The sequence below is a fragment of the Microbacterium psychrotolerans genome (assembly GCF_031085295.1).
Lineage (GTDB): Bacteria > Actinomycetota > Actinomycetes > Actinomycetales > Microbacteriaceae > Microbacterium > Microbacterium psychrotolerans.
The window spans coordinates 14,308-34,077 of sequence record NZ_JAVFWO010000007.1 but is presented as its reverse complement, the minus strand read 5'-3'; the positions used below and the strand labels follow the sequence as shown (position 1 = coordinate 34,077).

Genomic DNA, 19,770 nt, shown 5'->3' with positions numbered 1-19,770 from the left:
GCCGAACCGTCGCAGACCGGCGGATTTCGGCCGTCGCATCCGAGGGCGCGCCGCGACGTCGCAGGGCAACCGTAGGGTGGCCACGTGGCTTCGACGACCGACACGACCCCCGTGACACGCGCAGAGCGACTGCCCTCGGCGCGCTGGATCACGGTGCAGTTCGTGCTCGCCGGCATCGTGTGGGGCTCGAGCTTCCTCTTCATGAAGGTGTCGCTCACCGGCATCTCGCCGGCGCAGGTCGCCTGGACCCGCATCCTGCTGGGCGCCCTCACGCTCGGCGCCCTCGTGCTCCTGCGTCGTGAGCGGCTCTCGCGCAGCCTCCGCGTCTGGGGCCACCTGCTGGTGCTCGGGCTGACCTTCTGCGTCATCCCGTTCCTGCTGTTCTCGTGGGCGCAGCAGCACGTGAGCTCGGGCGTGGCGAGCATCTTCAACGCGACCACGCCGATCATGACGGCGATCATGGCGTGGCTGGTATTCCGCGTGGAGCGGCTGAAGGCCATGCAGGTCATCGGCATCGGCATCGGCATCCTGGGCGTGATCGTGATCATCGCGCCGTGGCAGGGGGTCGCGCTGGACGGAAGCCTCGTCGCCGAGCTGGCGATCCTGGGCGCGACCGCGAGCTACGGCTTCAGCTTCGCGTACATGCGTCGCTTCGTCTCGAACACGGGGATGTCGGCGCTGGCGTTCACGTTCGGCTACATCGCGATGGCGGGGGCGGTGATGGTGGTGCTCACGCCGTTCCTCGTCCTGACGCCCGTGCGCCTCGACGCGCCCATCGTCGTGAGCCTCGTCCTGCTCGGCTGCCTCGGCACCGGGATCGCGTACGTGTGGAACCAGAACACCGTCCGCGCGTGGGGTCCTACGCGCGCATCCACCGTCACCTACATCACGCCGGTGGTCGGTGTCGTCCTGGGCATCGTCATCCTGGGCGAGACGATCTCCTGGAACGAGCCCCTCGGCGCACTCGTCGTCTTCCTCGGCATCCTGCTCGCTCAAGACCGCCTGCGCCGGCGACCGCGTTCCTGACGCGCCCGATCGACCCCCCTCAGGCCGCGGTCCGGCGGACGCGCCCGGGCGTCTCACCGCGGGCGCACCGGGACTGGTCGAGATGCGATGCCCGATCCCCGCGGCACGAGGGCGACCATTCCGGCGTGGAGCGGCACGACATCGGCGCCTTCGACCTCGAGGTGGGCGCCGACCGGGTGCGCGAGACGGTGTCTGTCTCGGGCCGATCCACCCACACGCAGAAGAGCAGATGCCTCGGCTCGAGGCATCCGCTCTTGTGCGACGCTGAGGGTCAGTCCTGCTGGAGCGCGCCCTGCAGCTCGAGCGTGATGGTGACGTCCTTGCCGACGAGCACGCCGCCGGTCTCGAGTGCGGCGTTCCAGGTGAGCCCGAAGTCCTCGCGGTTCACGACGGTCTTCGCGGTGGCGCCGGCCTTGTAGTTGCCCCACGGGTCGGTCCCGAAGCCACCGAACTCGAACTCGAAGGTCACCGGCTTGGTGACGCCGCGGATGGTGAGGTCGCCGTCGACCAGGAAGTCGCCGTCGGCGATGCGGGCGCCGGTCGAGCGGAACTCCATGGTCGGGTGGTTCTCGGCGTCGAAGAAGTCACCGGAGCGGAGGTGGTTGTCGCGGCCCTCGTCCTTGGTGTCGACCGAGGTCACGTCGACGCTCGCCTCGACCTGCGCGTCGAGGGGGTTCTCGGGGGCGACGAGCGTCGCGCTCTTCATGCCGAAGGTGCCGCGCACCTTCGAGATCATCATGTGGCGCACGCTGAAGGTGACCTCGCTGTGCGCGGGGTCGAGCACCCAGGTGCCTGCCTTGTAGCCGGGAACGTCGATCGTGGTGGTGTCGGTCATGGTCGTCCTTCGTGTGGGGTGGATCACCGCAGGTGCGGCGATGGGCTCAATGCACGTCAACGCGAATGATGGGGAGATCTATTCCGATGAATGAAAGATTTCTCATGCCGGTCGCCTCCTGACGGCACAGTCGCTCGCTGCGCCGGACACGACGAAGGGGCGGATGCCGCAGCATCCGCCCCTGTGTACGCCTGGGTCGAGCCACTTCGAAGCACTCGGGCTTCGACGGGCTCAGGCTTCGACGGGCTCAGCCGACCTTGATGAGGTCGATGACGAAGATCAGGGTCTTGCCGCCGAGGAAGTGGCCTCCGGCGGGTCCGTACGCGAGGTGCGGCGGGATGACGAGCTCGCGGCGCCCGCCTTCCTTCATACCGGGGATGCCGTCCTGCCAGCCCTGGATCAGGCCGCGCAGCGGGAACTGGATGCTCTCGCCGCGGTTCCACGACGAGTCGAACTCCTCGCCGCTCTCGTACTCGACGCCCAGGTAGTGGACGGTCACGGTGTCGCCGGGCTTCGCCTCAGCGCCATCGCCCACGACGATGTCGCGGATGACCAGGTCGGCAGGCGCCGGTCCGGCGGGTGCGTCGATCTCGGGCTTGGTGCGGTCGTCAGTCATGACACCATCCAACCATCCCGTGATCTCGGGCGCCGGGTGAGTTCGCCGTCAGGGGAACCGCCGATGGTTCTCTTGACACTCGCGCGGCCCCCCGGCATCCTGGTCGCAGACCAACTCAGCGCTCGGTAGACACGCAGGCATCGCCGCGGCACCGAGCGCTGAGTCTTGATACGACCCGGGTCCAGCACCCTTCGATACGTCGAGTCTTCGCCTCTACGGCGCGAACATCGCCGCGCGTGTCGCGGCCGTCTTCGCCAGCAGGTCGCGCTCCTCGGCGGCCGCGTGCGGGTCGCGGCCGGTGATGGCGCGCTGGCGGGTGGCGGCGAGGGCGGTGGCGTCGGCGATGAAGGTCCTCATGAGCACGGTGCGGTCGCCACGCAGCGTCTGCGCCCACGCCAGCGCCGCCTTGCGCCCGGTCGAGGTCGCGAGCATGTCGACCTCCTGGGGCGTGAACCACCCGGCGGCCGCGTAGTCGCCGAGCCGGCGCCTGGTGAGCCGGGATTCCTCGCGCCGCAGCGCGATGATGCCGAGGAGGAAGCCGATGAAGAGGGGCACCTGCAGCGTGAGGTAGAGCACGAAGAAGTCGCCGAACATGGCGGAGCCGTTCCAGAAGGCGTGCAGCGCGATGGCGCCGGCGAGGCCGACGAGCCAGGGACCGACGGCCTGCCCGGTCGAGAGGCCCCGGCGCGCGGCGAGGCCGAGGGCGAAGCCCGTGACGCTGGTGAACATCACGTGCGCGAACGGCGACAGGATGCCGCGCAGGAAGAACGTCACCGACGTCTCGGCGGCTCCCCCTTCGATGAAGCTCACCGCGAAGTACTGGATGTTCTCGGTGAACGCGAAGCCCGCGCCGATCAACGCGCCGTACACGATGCCGTCGACCGGGCCGTCGAAGGCACGTCGCGCGGTCGCGAAGATCAGGAAGACCCCGAGGCCCTTCGCGAACTCCTCGACGACCGGCGCCTGCACCACCGTCTGCAGCACCTCGCGCGCGCCGGTGGCAGGGCCGAACACCGTCGACAGCAGCAGGTCTATGCCGAGTGCGATGCCGACGGCGGCGATGGCACCCCAGGCGACCGCCAGGACCAGCAGCGAGCGCGGCTCGGGCTCCCATCGGTCGACGATGCGGACCGCGAACAGCACGCCGATCAGGGGCACCAGCGCCAGCAGCATCCCGATCAGCGAAGCGCCCGGCCCCAGTGCGTTCAGGAAGTATCCGACCAGGGCGATCAGGACGAGGACCAGGACGCCGACGATCCAGATCGATGCCGTGCGCCCGCGGCGCGGAGCCGCAGCCGTGGGGATCTGCACCGGGGCCGGCGACGTCGCCGGCGGTGCGATCGTCGCGGGAGTCGCATTGCGCGGCTGCGCGAGGGCGGAGGCGAACTCGGGCGGAGTGAGCGATGGCCGCGGCCGGGCGGCACCGGGGTCGTGCGTCATGCGCTCAGCCTATGGCTGCAGAACGCTCCACCGCCGCGCGCGGGCGGGTCGCCCGTCGGCGCGGGCGTCCGGCTAGGTTGGGGGAATGCGCTTCGCCCATGTCGTGCCGCCGCAGTCGGCCGAACCGAGGCTTGCACTCATCGAGGGCGACGAGGCGATCCTCGTGGAGGGGCTGTTCGACGGAGCCCCTCGCGTGCTCGAGGAGCTGATCGCGGGCGGCGACGCCCTGCTCGCGCGTGTGAAGGATGCCGCGGGCCGGGGCGCGCGGCATCCGCTCGACACCATGCGCTTCGCGTCGGCGCTCCTCACTCCGCCGGTGATCCTCGCGATCGGCCTGAATTACGCGGCGCACTCCAGCGAGCTGGGGCTGAAGACGGATTCCACGCCGACCGTCTTCGTGCTCTGGCCGAACTCGCTGGCCGGCCACGACGGCACGACGATCTGGCCGCGTTCGCTGAGCGAGTCCGTCGACTACGAGGCGGAGCTCGGGGTCATCATCGGCACCGCGGCGAAGGACGTCTCGGCCGACGACGCGCTGGACCATGTCTGGGGCTACACGGTGGTCAACGACATCACGGCGCGCGACATCCAGTACTCCGAGGCCCAGTGGTCGCGCTGCAAGTCGTTCGACGGCTTCACACCGACGGGCCCGTTCGTCGTCACGGCCGACGAGATCCCCGACCCGCAGGACCTCCACATCTGGACAGTCCTTGACGGCACGACGCTGCAGGACGCGACGACCGGCCAGATGGTGCGGCCGGTCGCGACGCTCATCTCGCACCTGTCGAAGTCGGCGACACTGCTGCCCGGGACGCTCATCTCCACCGGCAGCCCCGGAGGCGCCGGCTACTCGCGCGATCCGCAGGTGTTCCTGCGCGACCGTTCGACCGTCACCGTGGGGATCGACGGCATCGGCGCCCTGACGACGCACTGCCGCATCCTCGACTGATCTCACGACGACGCCCCCGCTCCGAGGCGGAGCGGGGGCGTCGTGTGCAGCTGGTTCCGCGGGTCACGGGCAGGTGATCGTGCCCCCGGTGGAAAGCGGATACTCCCCGGGTTCCATTCCTTCGCACAGCTCCTGCAGGGCAGCGCCGGCGCCGTTCACGATCGCGATCACGATGATGATCGTCGCGATGATGCTGAGGACCAGGAAGATCCAGCCCAGGATGATCGCCACCTTCGCGGGCGTGTTCTTCACGCCCGCCTTCTTGCTCTGCGAGCGCGCGACGTAGCCGAGGATCAGGCCGACCACGGACGCGAAGAACACGACGACGAGAGCGACGATGCCGAGCGTCTTGCCCGGCACCGGAGCGTCCGCAGGCGCGCCGTATGCGGCCGGCGGGGCAGCGGGGTAGGCCGGGGACGCCGCGGGGTACGCGGGCGGTGCCGCCGGGTAGTCGTGCTGTGCGGGCCCAGCCGGTGCGGCGGCATACTCGGGCGTTGCGGGCGCGGTGTACTCGGGAGCGGCGGGGGCGGCCTCCGGCTCAGCCGGAGCCGTGTACTCCGGCGCGGGAGGCGCATCGGCGGGCGGCTGAGGCGCAGTCGGCTCCGACGCGGGCTGCTGAGGCGGCTCGGGTGCGGCCGGGTTCTGCGGATCGGTCATTTCTCGCCTTTCGTTCGAGTCCCCTGACGTTATCGATCCGGAGCCTCTCGCGGCAACAAGTCAGCGAGAGTCGGCGGCGCGTTCCACGACCATGTCCTCCGGTGCCTGCTGGACAGGGATCGCGGCGGTCACCGTCTCGAGTCCCGAGAGTCTCGCCGGCGACAGCTGCTTGGCGACCTCCTCGCGTGACATGAGACCCGCCTCGACGACGAGGTCGGCGACGCTGTGGCCGGTGAGCAGGGCCGTCTTCGCCAGCGCCGCGGCAGCCGCGTAGCCGATGAACGGGGTGAGCGCCGTGATGACGCCGACGGACGAGCCCACCATGGCGCCGAGACGCTCGCGGTTGGCGGTGATGCCCTCGACGCAGTTGACGCGCAGCGTGAGGATGGCCTGGCGCAACCAGGTGATCGACTGGAAGATCGAGTGCGCGATCACCGGCTCGAACGCGTTCAGCTGCAGCTGCCCGCCCTCGACCGCCATCGTCACCGTCAGATCGGCGCCGGCGACGGCGAACGCCACCTGATTCACGACCTCGGGGATGACCGGGTTCACCTTGCCCGGCATGATGCTCGAGCCTGCCTGGCGAGCGGGCAGGTTGATCTCGCCGAAGCCCGCCTGCGGGCCGGACGAGAGCAGCCGGAGGTCGTTGCAGATCTTCGACAGCTTGATCGCATTGCGCTTCAGCGAAGCCGAGAACGACATGAACGAACCGGTGTCGCTCGTCGCCTCGACCAGGTCGCTCGCGGTGGCGAGGTCGAGGCCGGAGATCTCTCGCAGGTGCTGCAGCACGGCCGGAGCGTAGGACGGGTTGGTCGTGATGCCCGTTCCGATGGCCGTCGCGCCCATGTTGATCTCGTAGAGCAGGTACGCGTTCTCGGTGAGCCGCTGGTGGTCGTAGCCCAGCGTGGTGGCGAAGCCGTGGAACTCCTGGCCGAGGGTCATCGGCACGGCGTCCTGCAGCTGCGTCCGGCCGACCTTCAGGACGTCGTGGAACTCCACGGCCTTGGCGAGGAACGCCCGGCGCAGCAGGTCGAGCTCCTCGAGCAGGGTCTTCAGGTCGAGACCGAGACCCACCTTGATCGCGGTCGGATACACGTCGTTCGTCGACTGGCTGCGGTTGGTGTCGTCGATCGGCGAGAGGAACGCGTAGTCGCCCTTCGGTCGCCCCGCGAGCTCGAGGGCGACATTCGTGATGACCTCGTTGGCGTTCATGTTGGTCGATGTGCCGGCACCGCCCTGGATGACGCCGACGACGAACTGGTCGTGGAACTGTCCCTCGATGACGAGCTGCGCGGCCCGGTCGATGAGATCGGCCTTGGCCGGGTCGAGGACCCCGATCTCACGGTTCGCGCGGGCCGACGCCTGCTTCACCATGGCGAGCGCGCGCACCAGGTCGGGATAGACCGAGATCGGCCTCTTCGAGATCGGGAAGTTCTCGAGCGCGCGGGCGGTGTGGATGCCCCAGTACGCGTCGGCGGGGATCTCCATGGATCCCAGGGAGTCGGTCTCGATGCGGGTTCGCGTCATTGCGTCCAGTGACATGTGTGTGTTGTCCTCGTGGGTCGTTCACAGCGGTGTGCCGGGATGCTTCGAGACTACTCGTGACGCCTTCGCGCCGGCCTATACGCGGCGTACAGCGGAGCGGGTCGCCGCGTACACCGGGGCGCCCCCGTCAACGGTGAGCAGCGATGTCAGTGGGGCTTGCGCGAGAACGCCTCGAGCCGCTGCTCGGGCGTGAGGCGCGACATCCGCTCCACCCATTCCGCCGAGAAGACGTCGGCGGTAGGCGCATCGACGACGGGGACGACGGCGTGCGTGATCGTGTCGTCGTACACGTGCACGAGGTGGAACGACTGGCCGGCGTCCATGCCGTTCACGTCGACCGCGGCCCGCGCCAGGTTCATCGTGTAGCAGGTGGCGGCGGCGACGCTCACCGGGACGCCCGCGAACGTGCCGCTCGTCGAGTAGTGCAGGTGACCCGCGAGGATCGCGCGCACGTCGGTGCCTGCGATCACCTCGGCGAGGCGTCCCTGGTCTCGCAGCTCGAGGATGTCGAACAAGGGCACGTGCGACGGCAGCGGCGGGTGGTGCAGCGCGAGGATGGTGCCGAGCGGGGCGGGCGTCGCGAGCACGGCGCGCAGCCACTCCAGCTGGGCCGTGTCGAGATCGCCGTGATGCCAGCCGGGCACCGTCGAGTCCAGCCCGATGAGCCGCAGACCGCCGAGATCCCACACTCCGGTGACGGGCTCCTGCGTCGGCTCGAGTCCGAGCAGGTCGCGGCGCAGCGCCGGCCGCTCGTCGTGGTTGCCGGCTACCCACACGACGGGCGCCCCGAGGCGCTCGGCGACCGGCTCGACCGCGGCGCGCAGGGCGCGATAAGCCTCGGGCTCGCCGAGATCCGTCAGGTCGCCCGTGAAAACGATCGCATCGGGACGGACGCCGGTGGCCTCGACCGCGACGAGCGTACGGGCGAGGTTGGCTGCGGTGTCAAAGCGTCCGCCGAGCGGCGGGTTGCCCGCCAGCAGGTGCGTGTCGCTCACGTGCAGCAGCGTGCGCCGGGCGGGCGGGTGCTGACCGAACTCGACGGACCCGGCAGGCCCCACACGCCCGGCGGATTCGGGCGATGCACCGGCGGCGCCGGAAGCGGGCGTGGGAACCATGCGCCTCAGCCTAGGCGGTCGTCCCGACACCGCTCGCCCGACGCACGGTCGTTGCGGCTCAGTGGTTGAACAGGATGAGCAGGAGTCCGCCGAGGACGGCGGCGGCGCAGACACCGAAGCAGAGGTAGGCCGCCACCAGGGCCACTCGCTTCTGGCCCTCGGTCAGCGGGCTGCGCTTGGCGGCTTTCGCAGCGGCCTTCTCGGCGCGGCGCGCTTCCTTCTCGGTGATCACGGTGATGGCGTCGGTGAACTCGGCGGGTGCGACGACCGGGGCCCGGCCGGCGCGCACGAGCAGACGCAGGCCGAGCGCGTAGAACCCGACGACCAGCACAGCCGAGGTGAACGCCGCGATGAAGACCTGTACGAACGCTTCCCAGTGGATGATCATCGCGGGCCCCCGTTCTTCGGTCCGTTCGCGGATCGCTCGGCGGCCTTCGCGGCCTTGGCCGCCTTCTTCGCGGCGGTCTGCGCTGCGGTCTGAGCCGCGGCCACACGCCGCGCCTCTTCACGGGCGATCGCGCGCTGTCTGCGCGTGGGCGGCGGGTTGCGCTTGACCTTGACGGCGCGCCCCGAGTCGGCGACCTCGCTCATCGCGTTCGACGCCGTCACCTCGTCGCGGCGCGAGCGCAGGAAGAGGAAAAGGATGATCAGGACGGCGAGCACCGCGTCGATGATGACGCCCCACACCGGCAGCCAGACGACGATCAGGGCCGCTGCGGCGCCGACCGCGCCAGCGGCGGGAAGGGTCAGGACCCAGCCCACCATGATGCGGCCCGCCGTGCGCCACCGCACCTGGGAGCCGCGGCGACCGAGGCCGGATCCGATGACCGAGCCCGACGCGACCTGGGTGGTCGACAACGCGAAGCCGAGGGCGCTCGAGGCGAGGATCGTCGACGCCGTCGACGCCTCGGCTGCGAAGCCCTGAGCCGGCTTGACCTCCGTCAGCCCCTTGCCGAGCGTGCGGATGATGCGCCAGCCGCCCATGTAGGTGCCGAGGGCGATCGTGATCGCGCAGGCGAACACCACCCAGGTCTGCGGCTCGGGGTTCGAGGCGGACTGCAGGCCGGCCGTGATGAGCAGCAGCGTGATGATGCCCATCGTCTTCTGCGCGTCGTTGGTGCCGTGCGCCAGGGCGACGAGCGACGACGTGAAGATCTGCCCGAAGCGGAAGCCGTCGCGCCCGTCGGGCTTGCTGTCGTAGCGGCGGGTGAGCGCGTAGGCGAGCTTGGTCGCGGTGAAGGCGATGAGCCCGGCGGTGACCGGGGCTATGAACGCCGGGAGGATGACCTTCGACATCACCACGCCGAAGTTCACTGCGGTGAACCCGACGCCGACGATCGTGGCGCCGATGAGCCCGCCGAACAGCGCATGCGAGGACGACGAAGGAAGACCCAGCAGCCACGTGAGCATGTTCCAGGTGATGGCGCCGATGAGGCCGGCGAGGATGATCTCCGGGAAGATGTCGTGGGAGATCTGCTCCTCGTTGATGATCCCGCCCGAGATGGTCTGAGCCACCTCCGTCGACAGGAACGCGCCGACCAGGTTGAGGACCGCCGCGAGGAGCACCGCGGTCTTGGGCTTGAGCGCACCGGTGGCGATGGGCGTGGCCATCGCGTTCGCCGTGTCGTGGAAGCCGTTCGTGAAATCGAAGAACAGCGCCAGCGCGATCACCAGAACGATGATGAGGGTTGCGGTTTCCACCGTTCGCTTTCGGTGAGGAGGAGTGGAGAGATGGTGCCGACGAGATCGGCGCGACGAACGAACAGTTCACCAAGAATTCAGGTACCGGCAACCGGCCAGGAAGAATCCTACATCGGCGACCCTGACGGTCAACTCGGAGGCGACTAGCGTGGAACGGTGACTCTCAGCGACCCCGTACCCGCACCGTCCGCCCCTGCCGCCGGCATCCGTCCGCCCGTCGCCGACAGCAGGATCACCGTCCGCTCCCACCACGGCGACGACGTCGAGGACCGCTACGAGTGGTTCCGCGAGAAGGAGGACGCCGCCGTCATCGCCCACCTCGAGGCCGAGAACGCCTACACGCAGCAGCGCACCGCCCACCTCGAAGGGCTGCGCGAGCGCATCTTCGGCGAGATCAAGGGCCGCACGCTCGAGACCGATCTGTCCGTGCCCACCCGCCGCGGCGAGTGGTGGTACTACGGCCGCACCGTCGAGGGGAAGCAGTACGGCATCCAGTGCCGTGCGCCGCTCGCCTCTCCCGATGACTGGACGCCGCCCGAGCTCTCCCCCGACGTCGAGGTGCCGGGTGAGCAGATCCTGCTCGACGGCAATGTCGAGGCCGACGGGCATGAGTTCTTCTCACTCGGCAGCTTCGAGGTCTCGAACGACGGCGCCCTGATGCTCTTCGGCGTCGATGTCGCCGGCGATGAGCGCTACACGGTGCGCGTGCGCAACCTCGTCACCGGCGAGCAGCTGCCCGACGAGATCCCCGACACCTTCGCCGGAGCGACCTTCTCCCCCGACGGCCGCTTCATCGTCTACACGACCGTGGACGACGCGTGGCGGCCCGACACCGTGTGGCTCCACGAGCTCGGCACGGCCGTCGAGGACGACGCGAAGCTGTTCCACGAGCCCGACGAGAAGTTCTGGGTCGGCGCCGGATTCACGCGCAGCGACCGCTTCCTCGTGATCGGCCTGGGCTCGTCGATCACGTCCGAGGAATGGCTGCTGGATGCCGATGACCTGCGGGGCGAGCCGCGCGTCGTGTGGCCGCGCACCGAGGGCGTCGAGTACGACTCGGAGCACGCCGTCGTCGACGGCGAGGACGTGCTGTTCATCCTCCACAACGACGACGCCCTCGACTTCGAGCTGGTGCGGGTGGCGGCATCCGACCCGACCGGTGAGCGCTCGGTCGTGATCCCCCATCGCCCCGGCGAGCGCCTGCTGGGTGTGTCGACCTTCCGCGACTGGGGTGTCGTCGGCTATCGCCGTGGCGGGCTCGCCCGGCTCGGCATGCTCGACTACGCGACCAGCGAGGTGAGCGAGATCGCGTTCGACGAGCCGCTGTACTCGGTGGGCACCGGCGGCAATCCGGAGTGGGCTCCCCCGCTCCTGCGCCTCGGCTACGGCTCGTTCGTGACGCCGGGCACCGTGTACGACCTCGACGTCGCGACGGGCGAGCTGCACCTGCGCAAGCGCCAGCCGGTGCTCGGCGGCTACGAGCCCGACGACTACGCGCAGGCGCGCGTGTGGGCGACCGCCCAGGACGGCACCCAGATCCCCATCTCGCTGGTCTACAAGCGGTCGTTCGGCGACGCGGGCGCCGCGCCGCGCCCCGTGCACCTGTATGGCTACGGCTCCTATGAGCACTCGATCGAGCCCGGATTCTCGGTACCCCGCTTGTCGGAGCTCGACCGCGGAGTCGTGTTCGCGGTCGCCCATGTGCGCGGCGGCGGCGAGATGGGCCGCCAGTGGTACGAGGACGGCAAGCTGCTCAACAAGCGCAACACGTTCACGGACTTCGTCGACAGCGCCCTGCATCTCATCGACCACGGCTACACGACCCCTTCCCAGCTGGTCGCCGAGGGCGGTTCGGCCGGAGGACTCCTGATGGGTGCCGTGGCGAACCTGGCGCCCGAGCTGTTCGCGGGCGTCCTCGCCGATGTGCCGTTCGTCGACGCGCTCACCACGATCCTCGACCCGTCACTGCCTCTGACCGTCATCGAGTGGGACGAGTGGGGCGACCCGCTGCACAACGCCGACGTCTACTCCTACATGAAGTCGTACTCGCCCTACGAGAACGTGCGGACGGATGTCGCCTACCCGCGCATCCTCGCCGTCACCTCCCTCAACGACACGCGCGTGCTGTACGTCGAGCCGGCGAAGTGGGTGGCGCGCCTGCGCGAGGTCGGTGCGGACGCGCTGCTGAAGTGCGAGATGGTCGCGGGCCACGGCGGTGTGAGCGGTCGCTACAACGCCTGGCGTGAGCGTGCGTTCGAGCTGGCCTGGCTCCTCGACGTCCTCGGCGTCGCCGACGCCTGATCGACCCGGCAGCGGCGTCGCGCCCCGGACGGCGGCGGGCGATGCGCTGAGTGAACGGATGCCTCGGGCAGAGGCATCCGTTCACTCACGCGGTCGGCCGACGAGCTGACGTCGCCTCGCGCGCGCACTCCCCCGCACACGCCGCCGCGTGCGCGTCAGCTCCGGCGCGCTCGGCGTCAGCCGAAGAGGGCGGCGGCTTCCTCGTAGCGGTAGAGGGGGACGGTGTTGAGCTCGCCGAGGGCCTCGGCGAAGGGGACCCGCACGATGTCGGTGCCGCGCATGGCGACCATCTGGCCCCAGGCGCCGTCCATGACGGCGTCGGCGGCGTGCAGGCCCAGGCGGGTGGCGAGCACGCGGTCGAAGCCCGACGGCGAGCCGCCGCGCTGGATGTGGCCGAGCACGGTCGAGCGTGTCTCGATGCCGGTGATGCGCTCGATCTCGGGTGCGAGGACCTCGCTGATGCCGCCGAGGCGCGGCCGGTTGAACGCGTCGAGGCCCTTGTCGCTGAACGCCTCGTCCATGCCGGTGAGCGTGAAGCCCTCCGAGACGACGACGAGCGGTGCGCGTCCGCGGTCGTGGGCCTTGGTCACCTGGGCGCAGATCTCGTCGATCGACATCGGCACCTCGGGGATGCAGATGGCGTGGGCGCCGGCGGCCATGCCCGCGTGCAGGGCGATCCAGCCGACGTGGCGACCCATGACCTCGGCCACCATGCAGCGCTGGTGCGAGTCGCCGGTGGTCCGCAGGCGGTCCATCGCGTCGGTCGCGATGTTGACGGCGGTGTCGAAGCCGAAGGAGTAGTCGGTCGCACGCAGGTCGTTGTCGATCGTCTTGGGGACGCCCAGCACGTTGATGCCGTCGTTGGCGAGGCGGTTGGCGGCGGCGAGCGTGCCCTCGCCGCCGATCGCGATGATGCCGTCCAGGCGGTGGCCGTACATCGTCTTCGCGATGTTCTCGGCGCCGCCACGCGGGCCCTCGTACGGGTTGGTGCGGCTCGTGCCGAGGATCGTGCCGCCGACCTTCGACAGGCCCTTCACCTCGTGCCGGGTCAGCGGGAAGAAGTCGCCGTCGACGACACCACGCCAGCCGTCGCGGATGCCGACGAACTCGAGGTCGTAGGTCGTCGTCCCCTTGAGCACGACGCCGCGGATGACCGCGTTGAGCCCGGGGCAATCGCCGCCGCTCGTCAGGATGCCGATCTTCATAGCTGTGTTCCTCGCTGTCGGGTGAAGAGAGTCGGCGACGCTGCCTCCCCCGACATTAGTGCCGGACGCGCCGCCCTGCCACACGGACCGCCCGGGGCCCGCGTCGACGACGAAGGGCGGCGCGAATCCGCGCCGCCCTTCCCCGGTAAGCGGACTACGCCGCGCCGAGCGCCTGCCGCAGCACGTGCATGAGCGCCGACAGCTGCACCGAATCGCTCGACTGCGGGTCGACGGCCTCGCCGTCGAGCGCCCGCGCCGCGAGCCCCTGCTTGGAGTCGATCAGCTCGGCGATCTTGGTGTCGATGGTGTGCGCTGCGATGATGCGCCACGCCGTGACCGGCTCGTCCTGTCCGATGCGGTGCACGCGGTCGATGGCCTGCGTCTGCTCGGCGGCCGTCCACGACAGCTCGGCGAGCACGACGTTCGACGATGCCTGCATGTTCACGCCGACGCCCGCCGCGGTCAGCGAGCAGACGGCGATGCCGACATCGGGATCGGTGTTGAACGCGTCGATCGCCTGCTGGCGCGCGGCGGTCGCCTGATCGCCCCGCAGCGACACCGTCTTGAGACCGGCGGCGGCGAAGTGCGCCTCGGCGGCGTCCATGACGTCGATGTGCTTGGCGAAGAACACGACCTTGCCGACCGATCGCTGCAGCTGCACCGCGTAGTCCGCCGCGAGGACGGCCTTGGCCTGACCGATCTTGCGCACCATCGTGAAGACGTTCTCCGAGCCCGTACCGGCGGCCTTCGACTCCTCGAGCTCGTTCTGCGAGACCAGGCGCACGATGTCTTCGTCGATGTGACCGGGGCCGTGGCCGCGGTCCCCTCGGGCGTCGATGATGCGGCGGTAGCGCGCGGCGAGCCGCTCGCCGAGCTCGCGCTCGGCCTGACGGATCGAGCGCCCGAACTCGTCGTCGAGCTGCACGGGCAGGTCGGCGATGAGCTTGTCGGGCAGATCGGCGGCGACATCCTTCTTCTTGCGCCGGACGATCCCCATCGAGATGACGGCGTCGCGCGCCTCGGGGTAGAACGCCTTGTCGGCCGGCGTCAGACCGGTCTCGTCGAGCTTCTCCATGAGCTCCGGACCGGGCTTCTCGCCGGTGGTCCAGCCCAGGAAGCGCCAGATCGCGTCGAAGTCCTCGACGTCGTTGATGAGCGGCGTGCCGGTGAGGGCCAGCAGGAGCGGATCGCGCACCTGCTCACGGATGCGGGTCGCCAGGGCCAGCACGTTCTGCGACCGCTGCGACGTCAGGTTCTTGATGAAGTGCGCCTCGTCGACGACCATGCCCTTCAGCCCGATCGAGCTGAGCCACGACAGATGCCGGTCGAGGATCTCGTAGTTGACGATGAAGACGTCCGCGAACGCGTCGATGTCTTCGCCGTCGCCCTGGATCACCGTCGCGCGACGGTGCGGCGTCCACCGCTCGACCTCGCGCGCCCAGTTCATCTTCACGACGTTGGGGACGACGGCCAGGAGCGGGTACGCGTTGGCGACGGATGCCGCGAGCACCGACTCCGCCGTCTTGCCGAGGCCCGGCTCATCGGCGAGGAGGAACGTGCGGTGCCCCGCGCGCACCGACTCGAGGAATCGCGACTGGTGCGGCATGACCTCGAGGCCCCTGGGCGACAGGCGGTCGAACTCCGGCACGGGCGGAAGCTCCATCGTCGCGCTGCCGCCACCGGCACCGGTCTCGAACGCCTTGTACAGCGGGCCCATGAGCTCCCAGCTGTCCAGGCGTCGGCGCGGCGTCTGTTTGGGGGCGCGCGCCGTCAGGTCGGGCGCGAGGAAGGGGTTCGCCTCGCGGCGCGCCACGACCTGCTGGGGCACGACCTGGCGCTCGACGAGCGCGGCCGGCACGACCGGGGTCGCCACCGGCGCGACGTCGGTGATGATGAGCTCGTCCGGTGCGAGCTCGGCGCCCGACTCGAGCAGCCAGTCCCGGCGCATGCGGCGGGCCACCGGCGAGGTGGCCTGGTCGACCTCGAGCAGCTGGATGAGCGAGGTGTCGCGCGCGGCGGTCTTCGCGAGGATGGTCGCCACGCCGTCGAGCCGCTTCAGCAGCTCGGCCCGCGCGGCATCCGTCAGCTCGGTGTCGCCCTTCACCCGGGCGCGCTCCTCGCGCACCAGGAACGCGATGACCTGGAACTTGACACGGTTGGTCGGACCCAGCTTTCCGCGCTGGGCCTTGGCCTCGACCTCTCGCACCTTGCGGGCGAGGATCGGGATGATGGGGGCCTCGTCGTCACGACGTGCGGACGAGGTCTTGCGGCGACGCTGCGCCGTCTGGGCGGGTGCCGTGGTCGGCATGCTCCTCCTGAGCGTGAGTGCCGGCTCGGGACCGGCGAGGATCGGATGACACCGATGGTTCTGCGTGCTCCCGCGGGCGGCGCGAACGCCGTCGCGAACGCGGGATCGGGGACGTTGCGTCGGCGGTCGCGGGCACTCGCTTCTGCGAGCTGCGACATCGTCAGCGGTTCTTCCCCTGATGTCATTCTACGGGACGAGCGCCCTGCCGAGGGAAGTAGGCCCGCCGAACGGATGCAGATTCGAGATGCGGGCTGCCGGGGTTCAGCCCCAGAGCGTCGCGACCACGTCTTCGGTGTAGCCCTCGGGCGCGAAGTTGATCCACGCTGTCGTCACGAGGCCGCCGTCGCCGACGTAGTGCGTCTCGCCACGTGTGTACTCGTTGTCGTCGAGCGTGACGCCCTTCTGCTCGATGCGGCACACGGTGCCGTCGCCGAGCGCCTCGCAGCCGAAGCCGGCCGCGGGCAGCGCCGCGAGGACCGCTTCGGCCTGGTCGCCGTCGATCACCGTGACGTTCGTCGCCAGACCGAATTCGCTCGGCTGGCCCCACGAGCACCGGAGGGTCGGAGCGCCGCCGTGGATGATCTCGAGCAGATCGGCGTTCTCGGTCGACAGCATCGTGACGCCGGGGTCGTTGAGCGGCGGGTTGGCCGACTGCAGGGCGGCGAGCATGGCGGCGGAGTAGATCTGCTCGCACGAGGCCGGAAGCTCGAAGCCCGCCTGCGGCTTCTCGGTCTCGATCGGAGAGACCGACGGCGCCGGCGTCGGCTGCTTCACGGTGATCGAGGGGCTGCTCGACGGCGTGGCAGCCGGCTCGGGGCGGCAGCCTGCGACCATCACGGCGAGCGCGCCGAGCGCCACGCACCCGACCGCGACCTGCTTCCACCGGCTCTGCTCGACCGTTCCCACGCAACCCGTCCTCTCGCGCCACCGGAGGGCGCCGCGATATCGACCCTAACGACGAGGAGAGGCGGATGCCGCCGGCCACGCCGCCTGGGGCCTGACGACCTTCGGACTCAGGGTCCGGCGTATGCGCTCTGCCATTCCGAGAGCGTGTGGGGATCGTCGGTCACGATGCCGTCGACCCCGAGCGCGGTGACGGCATCCCACTGCGTGTCGTTGTTCAGTGTGTACACGACGACGCGCGCGCCCGCTGCGTGCAGCTCGTCGACGATGCCGGGACGCGCCAGCACCGCCTTGCGGCTGACGACCACGCCGCGAGCACCGGACTCGGCCACGGCGCTCACGACGTCGGACGGCAGATGCTTGAGGATCAGCAGCCGCGACAGCACCTCCGACTCCGTTGCGGCGAGCGCCAGGGTGCGGGCGTCGAAGCTGGCGAAGACCACGCGCCGTTCGAGGGCGCGCGCGGCGACTTCGGCCACGGCCGCGTCGACCGCTGCGGCATCCCATCCGCCCTTCAGCTCGAGGATCGCGCGGCCGTCGGCGGCGACGAGCGCGTCGAGGAACTCGGCGAGGGTCGGCACCGGCGTTCCGGCGTAGGCGGGATCGAACCACGAGCCGGCATCGAGCTCGCGCACGTCGGCCAGTGCGAGCGACGACAGCCGGCCGTGGCCGTCCGTCGTGCGGTCGACGGTCTTGTCGTGCATGAGAACCGGCTGGCGGTCGGCGGTGAGCGCGACGTCGACCTCGACGTAGTCGAATCCGGCAGCGAGCGCGGCGGTGATGGCGGGCAGCGTGTTCTCGGGCGCGGTGGCGGCGCCGCCGCGATGGCTGGCGATGAACGCGGCCTCGCCGGGCGTCCTCTCGTCACCCATCAGCTCACGCGAGCTGACGCGCGCGGGCGTGGCGCCCAGGACGGCGATGACGACGCTCGCGATGGCGAGCACGCACATGACGGACAGGGCGTGGATCCGGTCGCGTGCGCGTTCGGACGCCGCGGGGTCGGGCATCGGGCATGTCCTCCGAGGTTCGTGCACCACGTCACCGTCGACGTGGTGCGGAACACTCTACATGCGCCGTTACTGTTTCGTTACTTAGGATTCGCGCTGGTTCGCCTCACGGCGATGACGGCGTCCCAGAGCGCCTCGGCGACGTCGCCCTTGCTCCCCCGGCGCGCTGCGACGACCTCGCCCTCGGCGTCGATCACGGTGACCGCGTTGTCGGCGGCTTCGAATCCCTTCGCCCAGCCGACTTCGTTCACGGCCAGCAGGTCCGTGCCCTTGCGAGCGGCCTTGCGGCGGCCGCGGTCGAGCAGGGTCTCGCCATCGCCCGGCGTCTCAGCGGCGAACCCGACGATCGTCTGGCCGCCGCGACGGCGACGGACCAGCCCCGCGAGGATGTCGTCGTTCTCGATCAGGTCGAGCGTGATCCCGCCCGCCGGCGCGGCGTCCTTGGATCGCTTGAGCGGCGACACCTCGGCGACACGGTAGTCGGCGACGGCGGCCGCCATCACGATGACGTCCGCAGCACCGGCCTCGGCCTCGACGGCGGCACCGAGCTCTGCCGCGGTCCCGGCGCGCACCACGCGCACGCGAGGGAGAGCGGATGCCGTGGCCAGCACACCGTCGTCGACATGCGCGGCGACGAGCACCACGTCGGCGCCGCGGTCGGCGGCGGCCAGCGCGACCGCCACACCCTGACGGCCGCTCGAGCGATTGCCGATGTAGCGCACCGGATCGATGGGCTCGCGTGTGCCGCCGGCGCTCACGACGACGCGGAGCCCGTCGAGGTCGGCGGCCCGCCCCCCGACCGCGGCGAGCGCGGTGTCGAGGATCGCCTCGGGTTCCGACATCCGGCCGGGTCCGCTGTCGCCGCCCGTCAGCTCGCCGCTCTCGGGGCCGACCACGATGACCCCGCGCTCGCGCAGCGTCGCCATGTTGTGGACGGTCGACGGGTGACGCCACATCTCGGTGTGCATCGCCGGCGCCACGACGACCGGTGCGGTGGTGGCGAGTAGGGTCGTCCCCAGGAGGTCGTCCGCGAGTCCCGCGGTCATCTTCGCCAGGGTGTTCGCCGTCGCGGGCGCCACGATCACGAGGTCGGCCGCCTGGCCGAGCGAGACGTGACGGACTCGCGCGACGTCATCATGGACGGAGGTCGTCACGGGGTGACGGCTGATCGCCTCCCACGTCGGCAGCCCGACGAACCGGAGGGCGTCGTCCGTGGGGACGACATGCACCTCGTGCCCCGCCTTGACCAGCAGGCGCACGAGCTGCACGGTCTTGTAGGCGGCGATGCCACCGGTGACCCCGACTACGACGAACACCCTCCGATCTTGGCACGCCCGCCCGACTCCCCGGCCCCACGGCCGGACGACACCCCCGAGGAGCCCTCTGCATGTGCACCGTTGTGATCCGCGTTCCGGCGTCGGCCGATGAGCCCACACGCGTGCTCGCCATCCGCGACGAGGATCCGGAGCGGCCGTGGAATCCGCTCGGCCGATGGTGGCCCGAACCGCACGACGGCGTCGTGGGGGTGCGCGACGTCCGCGCCGGCGGTGCATGGCTGGCGGCCGACCCCGACGCCGGCCGACTCGCCGTGCTCCTCAATCGCGCCGACGAGTCCTCGCGTCCGGAATCCGAGCTCGTCTCACGCGGCGGCATCGTGCTGGACTCCGTCGCGGGCCGCTCGCCGGTGGGCGAACCGCCGACCCACGGCTTCAACCTCGTCGAGGTGGAGGGTCCGCACGCGCGGGTACTGACATGGGACGGCGTGGCGCTGCGGACAATCGAACTCGCACCCGGCACGCACATGGTCGCCCACGACGACGTCGACGACAGCGCAACGCCGCGCATCGCCCGATGGCTGGGCGAGTTCCGGTCGGCGGAGCCCTCGGGCGAAGGACGATGGTGGATGCCGTGGGTCGATGTGCTGGAGCGGTCCGCCGCGCTCGATCCCACCGACGACGGCGCCATCATCCGCGACAACCGCCCCTACGGCTACCCCACGCTGTCGCTCCTGGCCTGCGTCGCATCGGTCTCGGCTGACGACGTGGACGTCCACTACGGCGAGCTCCGCGAACCCGGCCACTGGGGCGGGCTCGAGCTCGAATAGGGCTGGACATGCCCCGAAGGCCCCTCCTCCCGCCTGGGAGGAGGGGCCTTCGGGGTTT

17 protein-coding genes are annotated in these 19,770 nt (G+C 70.3%); 4 read left to right on the top strand and 13 right to left on the bottom strand.

Going from position 1 to position 19,770, the window contains the following annotated elements; all coding sequences use genetic code 11:
- Positions 1-84 precede the first annotated feature (84 nt).
- A complete protein-coding gene (locus Q9R08_RS18955) occupies positions 85-1,026 on the top strand; it encodes a DMT family transporter (protein ID WP_418001379.1) in 942 nt (313 codons plus the stop codon).
- Between the two features lie 271 nt (positions 1,027-1,297).
- Here the strand turns inward: Q9R08_RS18955 and Q9R08_RS18950 are convergent, their stop codons facing one another.
- The 3 genes from Q9R08_RS18950 to Q9R08_RS18940 all read right to left on the bottom strand — a co-directional run bounded on the left by Q9R08_RS18950 (position 1,298) and on the right by Q9R08_RS18940 (position 3,917).
- Positions 1,298-1,861, bottom strand: a complete 564-nt coding sequence (locus Q9R08_RS18950; protein ID WP_308869745.1) for a YceI family protein — start codon at positions 1,859-1,861, stop codon at positions 1,298-1,300.
- A 247-nt stretch (positions 1,862-2,108) separates the two neighbouring features.
- Entirely contained in the window at positions 2,109-2,477 is a 369-nt protein-coding gene (locus Q9R08_RS18945; protein WP_308869744.1) for an FKBP-type peptidyl-prolyl cis-trans isomerase, read from the bottom strand.
- A gap of 213 nt (positions 2,478-2,690) precedes the next feature.
- Positions 2,691-3,917, bottom strand: coding sequence for a PrsW family intramembrane metalloprotease (locus Q9R08_RS18940; protein ID WP_308869743.1), 1,227 nt, complete (start codon positions 3,915-3,917; stop codon positions 2,691-2,693).
- Between the two features lie 85 nt (positions 3,918-4,002).
- Here Q9R08_RS18940 and Q9R08_RS18935 point away from each other — a divergent pair, with 85 nt between their 5' ends.
- Complete coding sequence (locus tag Q9R08_RS18935; protein WP_308869742.1) at positions 4,003-4,866, top strand: fumarylacetoacetate hydrolase family protein; 864 nt, start codon at positions 4,003-4,005, stop codon at positions 4,864-4,866.
- 63 nt (positions 4,867-4,929) lie between these two features.
- Here the strand turns inward: Q9R08_RS18935 and Q9R08_RS18930 are convergent, their stop codons facing one another.
- The 5 genes from Q9R08_RS18930 to Q9R08_RS18910 all read right to left on the bottom strand — a co-directional run bounded on the left by Q9R08_RS18930 (position 4,930) and on the right by Q9R08_RS18910 (position 9,884).
- Positions 4,930-5,523 (bottom strand): DUF4190 domain-containing protein, encoded by a 594-nt coding sequence (locus tag Q9R08_RS18930; protein ID WP_308869741.1) that lies wholly within the window; start codon positions 5,521-5,523, stop codon positions 4,930-4,932.
- Positions 5,524-5,583: 60 nt separating this feature from the next.
- Entirely contained in the window at positions 5,584-7,065 is a 1,482-nt protein-coding gene (locus Q9R08_RS18925) for an aspartate ammonia-lyase (RefSeq protein ID WP_308869740.1), read from the bottom strand.
- 149 nt (positions 7,066-7,214) lie between these two features.
- Positions 7,215-8,183 carry a phosphodiesterase gene (locus Q9R08_RS18920; RefSeq protein ID WP_418001378.1) on the bottom strand — a complete coding sequence of 323 codons (969 nt, stop codon included), beginning with the start codon at positions 8,181-8,183 and terminating at the stop codon, positions 7,215-7,217.
- 58 nt (positions 8,184-8,241) lie between these two features.
- Entirely contained in the window at positions 8,242-8,571 is a 330-nt protein-coding gene (locus tag Q9R08_RS18915) for a peptidase (RefSeq protein ID WP_308869739.1), read from the bottom strand.
- A complete protein-coding gene (locus tag Q9R08_RS18910; RefSeq protein ID WP_308869738.1) occupies positions 8,568-9,884 on the bottom strand; it encodes an inorganic phosphate transporter in 1,317 nt (438 codons plus the stop codon). The genes Q9R08_RS18915 and Q9R08_RS18910 overlap by 4 nt, the downstream gene beginning before the upstream one ends.
- A gap of 156 nt (positions 9,885-10,040) precedes the next feature.
- Between Q9R08_RS18910 and Q9R08_RS18905 the strand changes: the two genes are divergently transcribed.
- Complete coding sequence (locus Q9R08_RS18905) at positions 10,041-12,185, top strand: S9 family peptidase (RefSeq protein ID WP_308869737.1); 2,145 nt, start codon at positions 10,041-10,043, stop codon at positions 12,183-12,185.
- A gap of 176 nt (positions 12,186-12,361) precedes the next feature.
- Here Q9R08_RS18905 and Q9R08_RS18900 read toward each other — a convergent pair whose 3' ends face one another.
- The 5 genes from Q9R08_RS18900 to coaBC form a co-directional block, all read right to left on the bottom strand.
- Positions 12,362-13,390 carry an ATP-dependent 6-phosphofructokinase gene (locus tag Q9R08_RS18900; RefSeq protein ID WP_308869736.1) on the bottom strand — a complete coding sequence of 343 codons (1,029 nt, stop codon included), beginning with the start codon at positions 13,388-13,390 and terminating at the stop codon, positions 12,362-12,364.
- Between the two features lie 154 nt (positions 13,391-13,544).
- A complete protein-coding gene (locus tag Q9R08_RS18895; protein ID WP_308869735.1) occupies positions 13,545-15,698 on the bottom strand; it encodes a DEAD/DEAH box helicase in 2,154 nt (717 codons plus the stop codon).
- 261 nt (positions 15,699-15,959) lie between these two features.
- Positions 15,960-16,604 carry a hypothetical protein gene (locus Q9R08_RS18890; RefSeq protein ID WP_308869734.1) on the bottom strand — a complete coding sequence of 215 codons (645 nt, stop codon included), beginning with the start codon at positions 16,602-16,604 and terminating at the stop codon, positions 15,960-15,962.
- Between the two features lie 107 nt (positions 16,605-16,711).
- Positions 16,712-17,608 carry a glycerophosphodiester phosphodiesterase gene (locus Q9R08_RS18885; RefSeq protein ID WP_308869733.1) on the bottom strand — a complete coding sequence of 299 codons (897 nt, stop codon included), beginning with the start codon at positions 17,606-17,608 and terminating at the stop codon, positions 16,712-16,714.
- An 80-nt stretch (positions 17,609-17,688) separates the two neighbouring features.
- Positions 17,689-18,924, bottom strand: coding sequence for a bifunctional phosphopantothenoylcysteine decarboxylase/phosphopantothenate--cysteine ligase CoaBC (gene coaBC / locus Q9R08_RS18880; RefSeq protein WP_308869732.1), 1,236 nt, complete (start codon positions 18,922-18,924; stop codon positions 17,689-17,691).
- A gap of 71 nt (positions 18,925-18,995) precedes the next feature.
- Between coaBC and Q9R08_RS18875 the strand changes: the two genes are divergently transcribed.
- A complete protein-coding gene (locus Q9R08_RS18875) occupies positions 18,996-19,712 on the top strand; it encodes an NRDE family protein (protein ID WP_308869731.1) in 717 nt (238 codons plus the stop codon).
- The last annotated feature ends 58 nt before the right edge of the window (positions 19,713-19,770 follow it).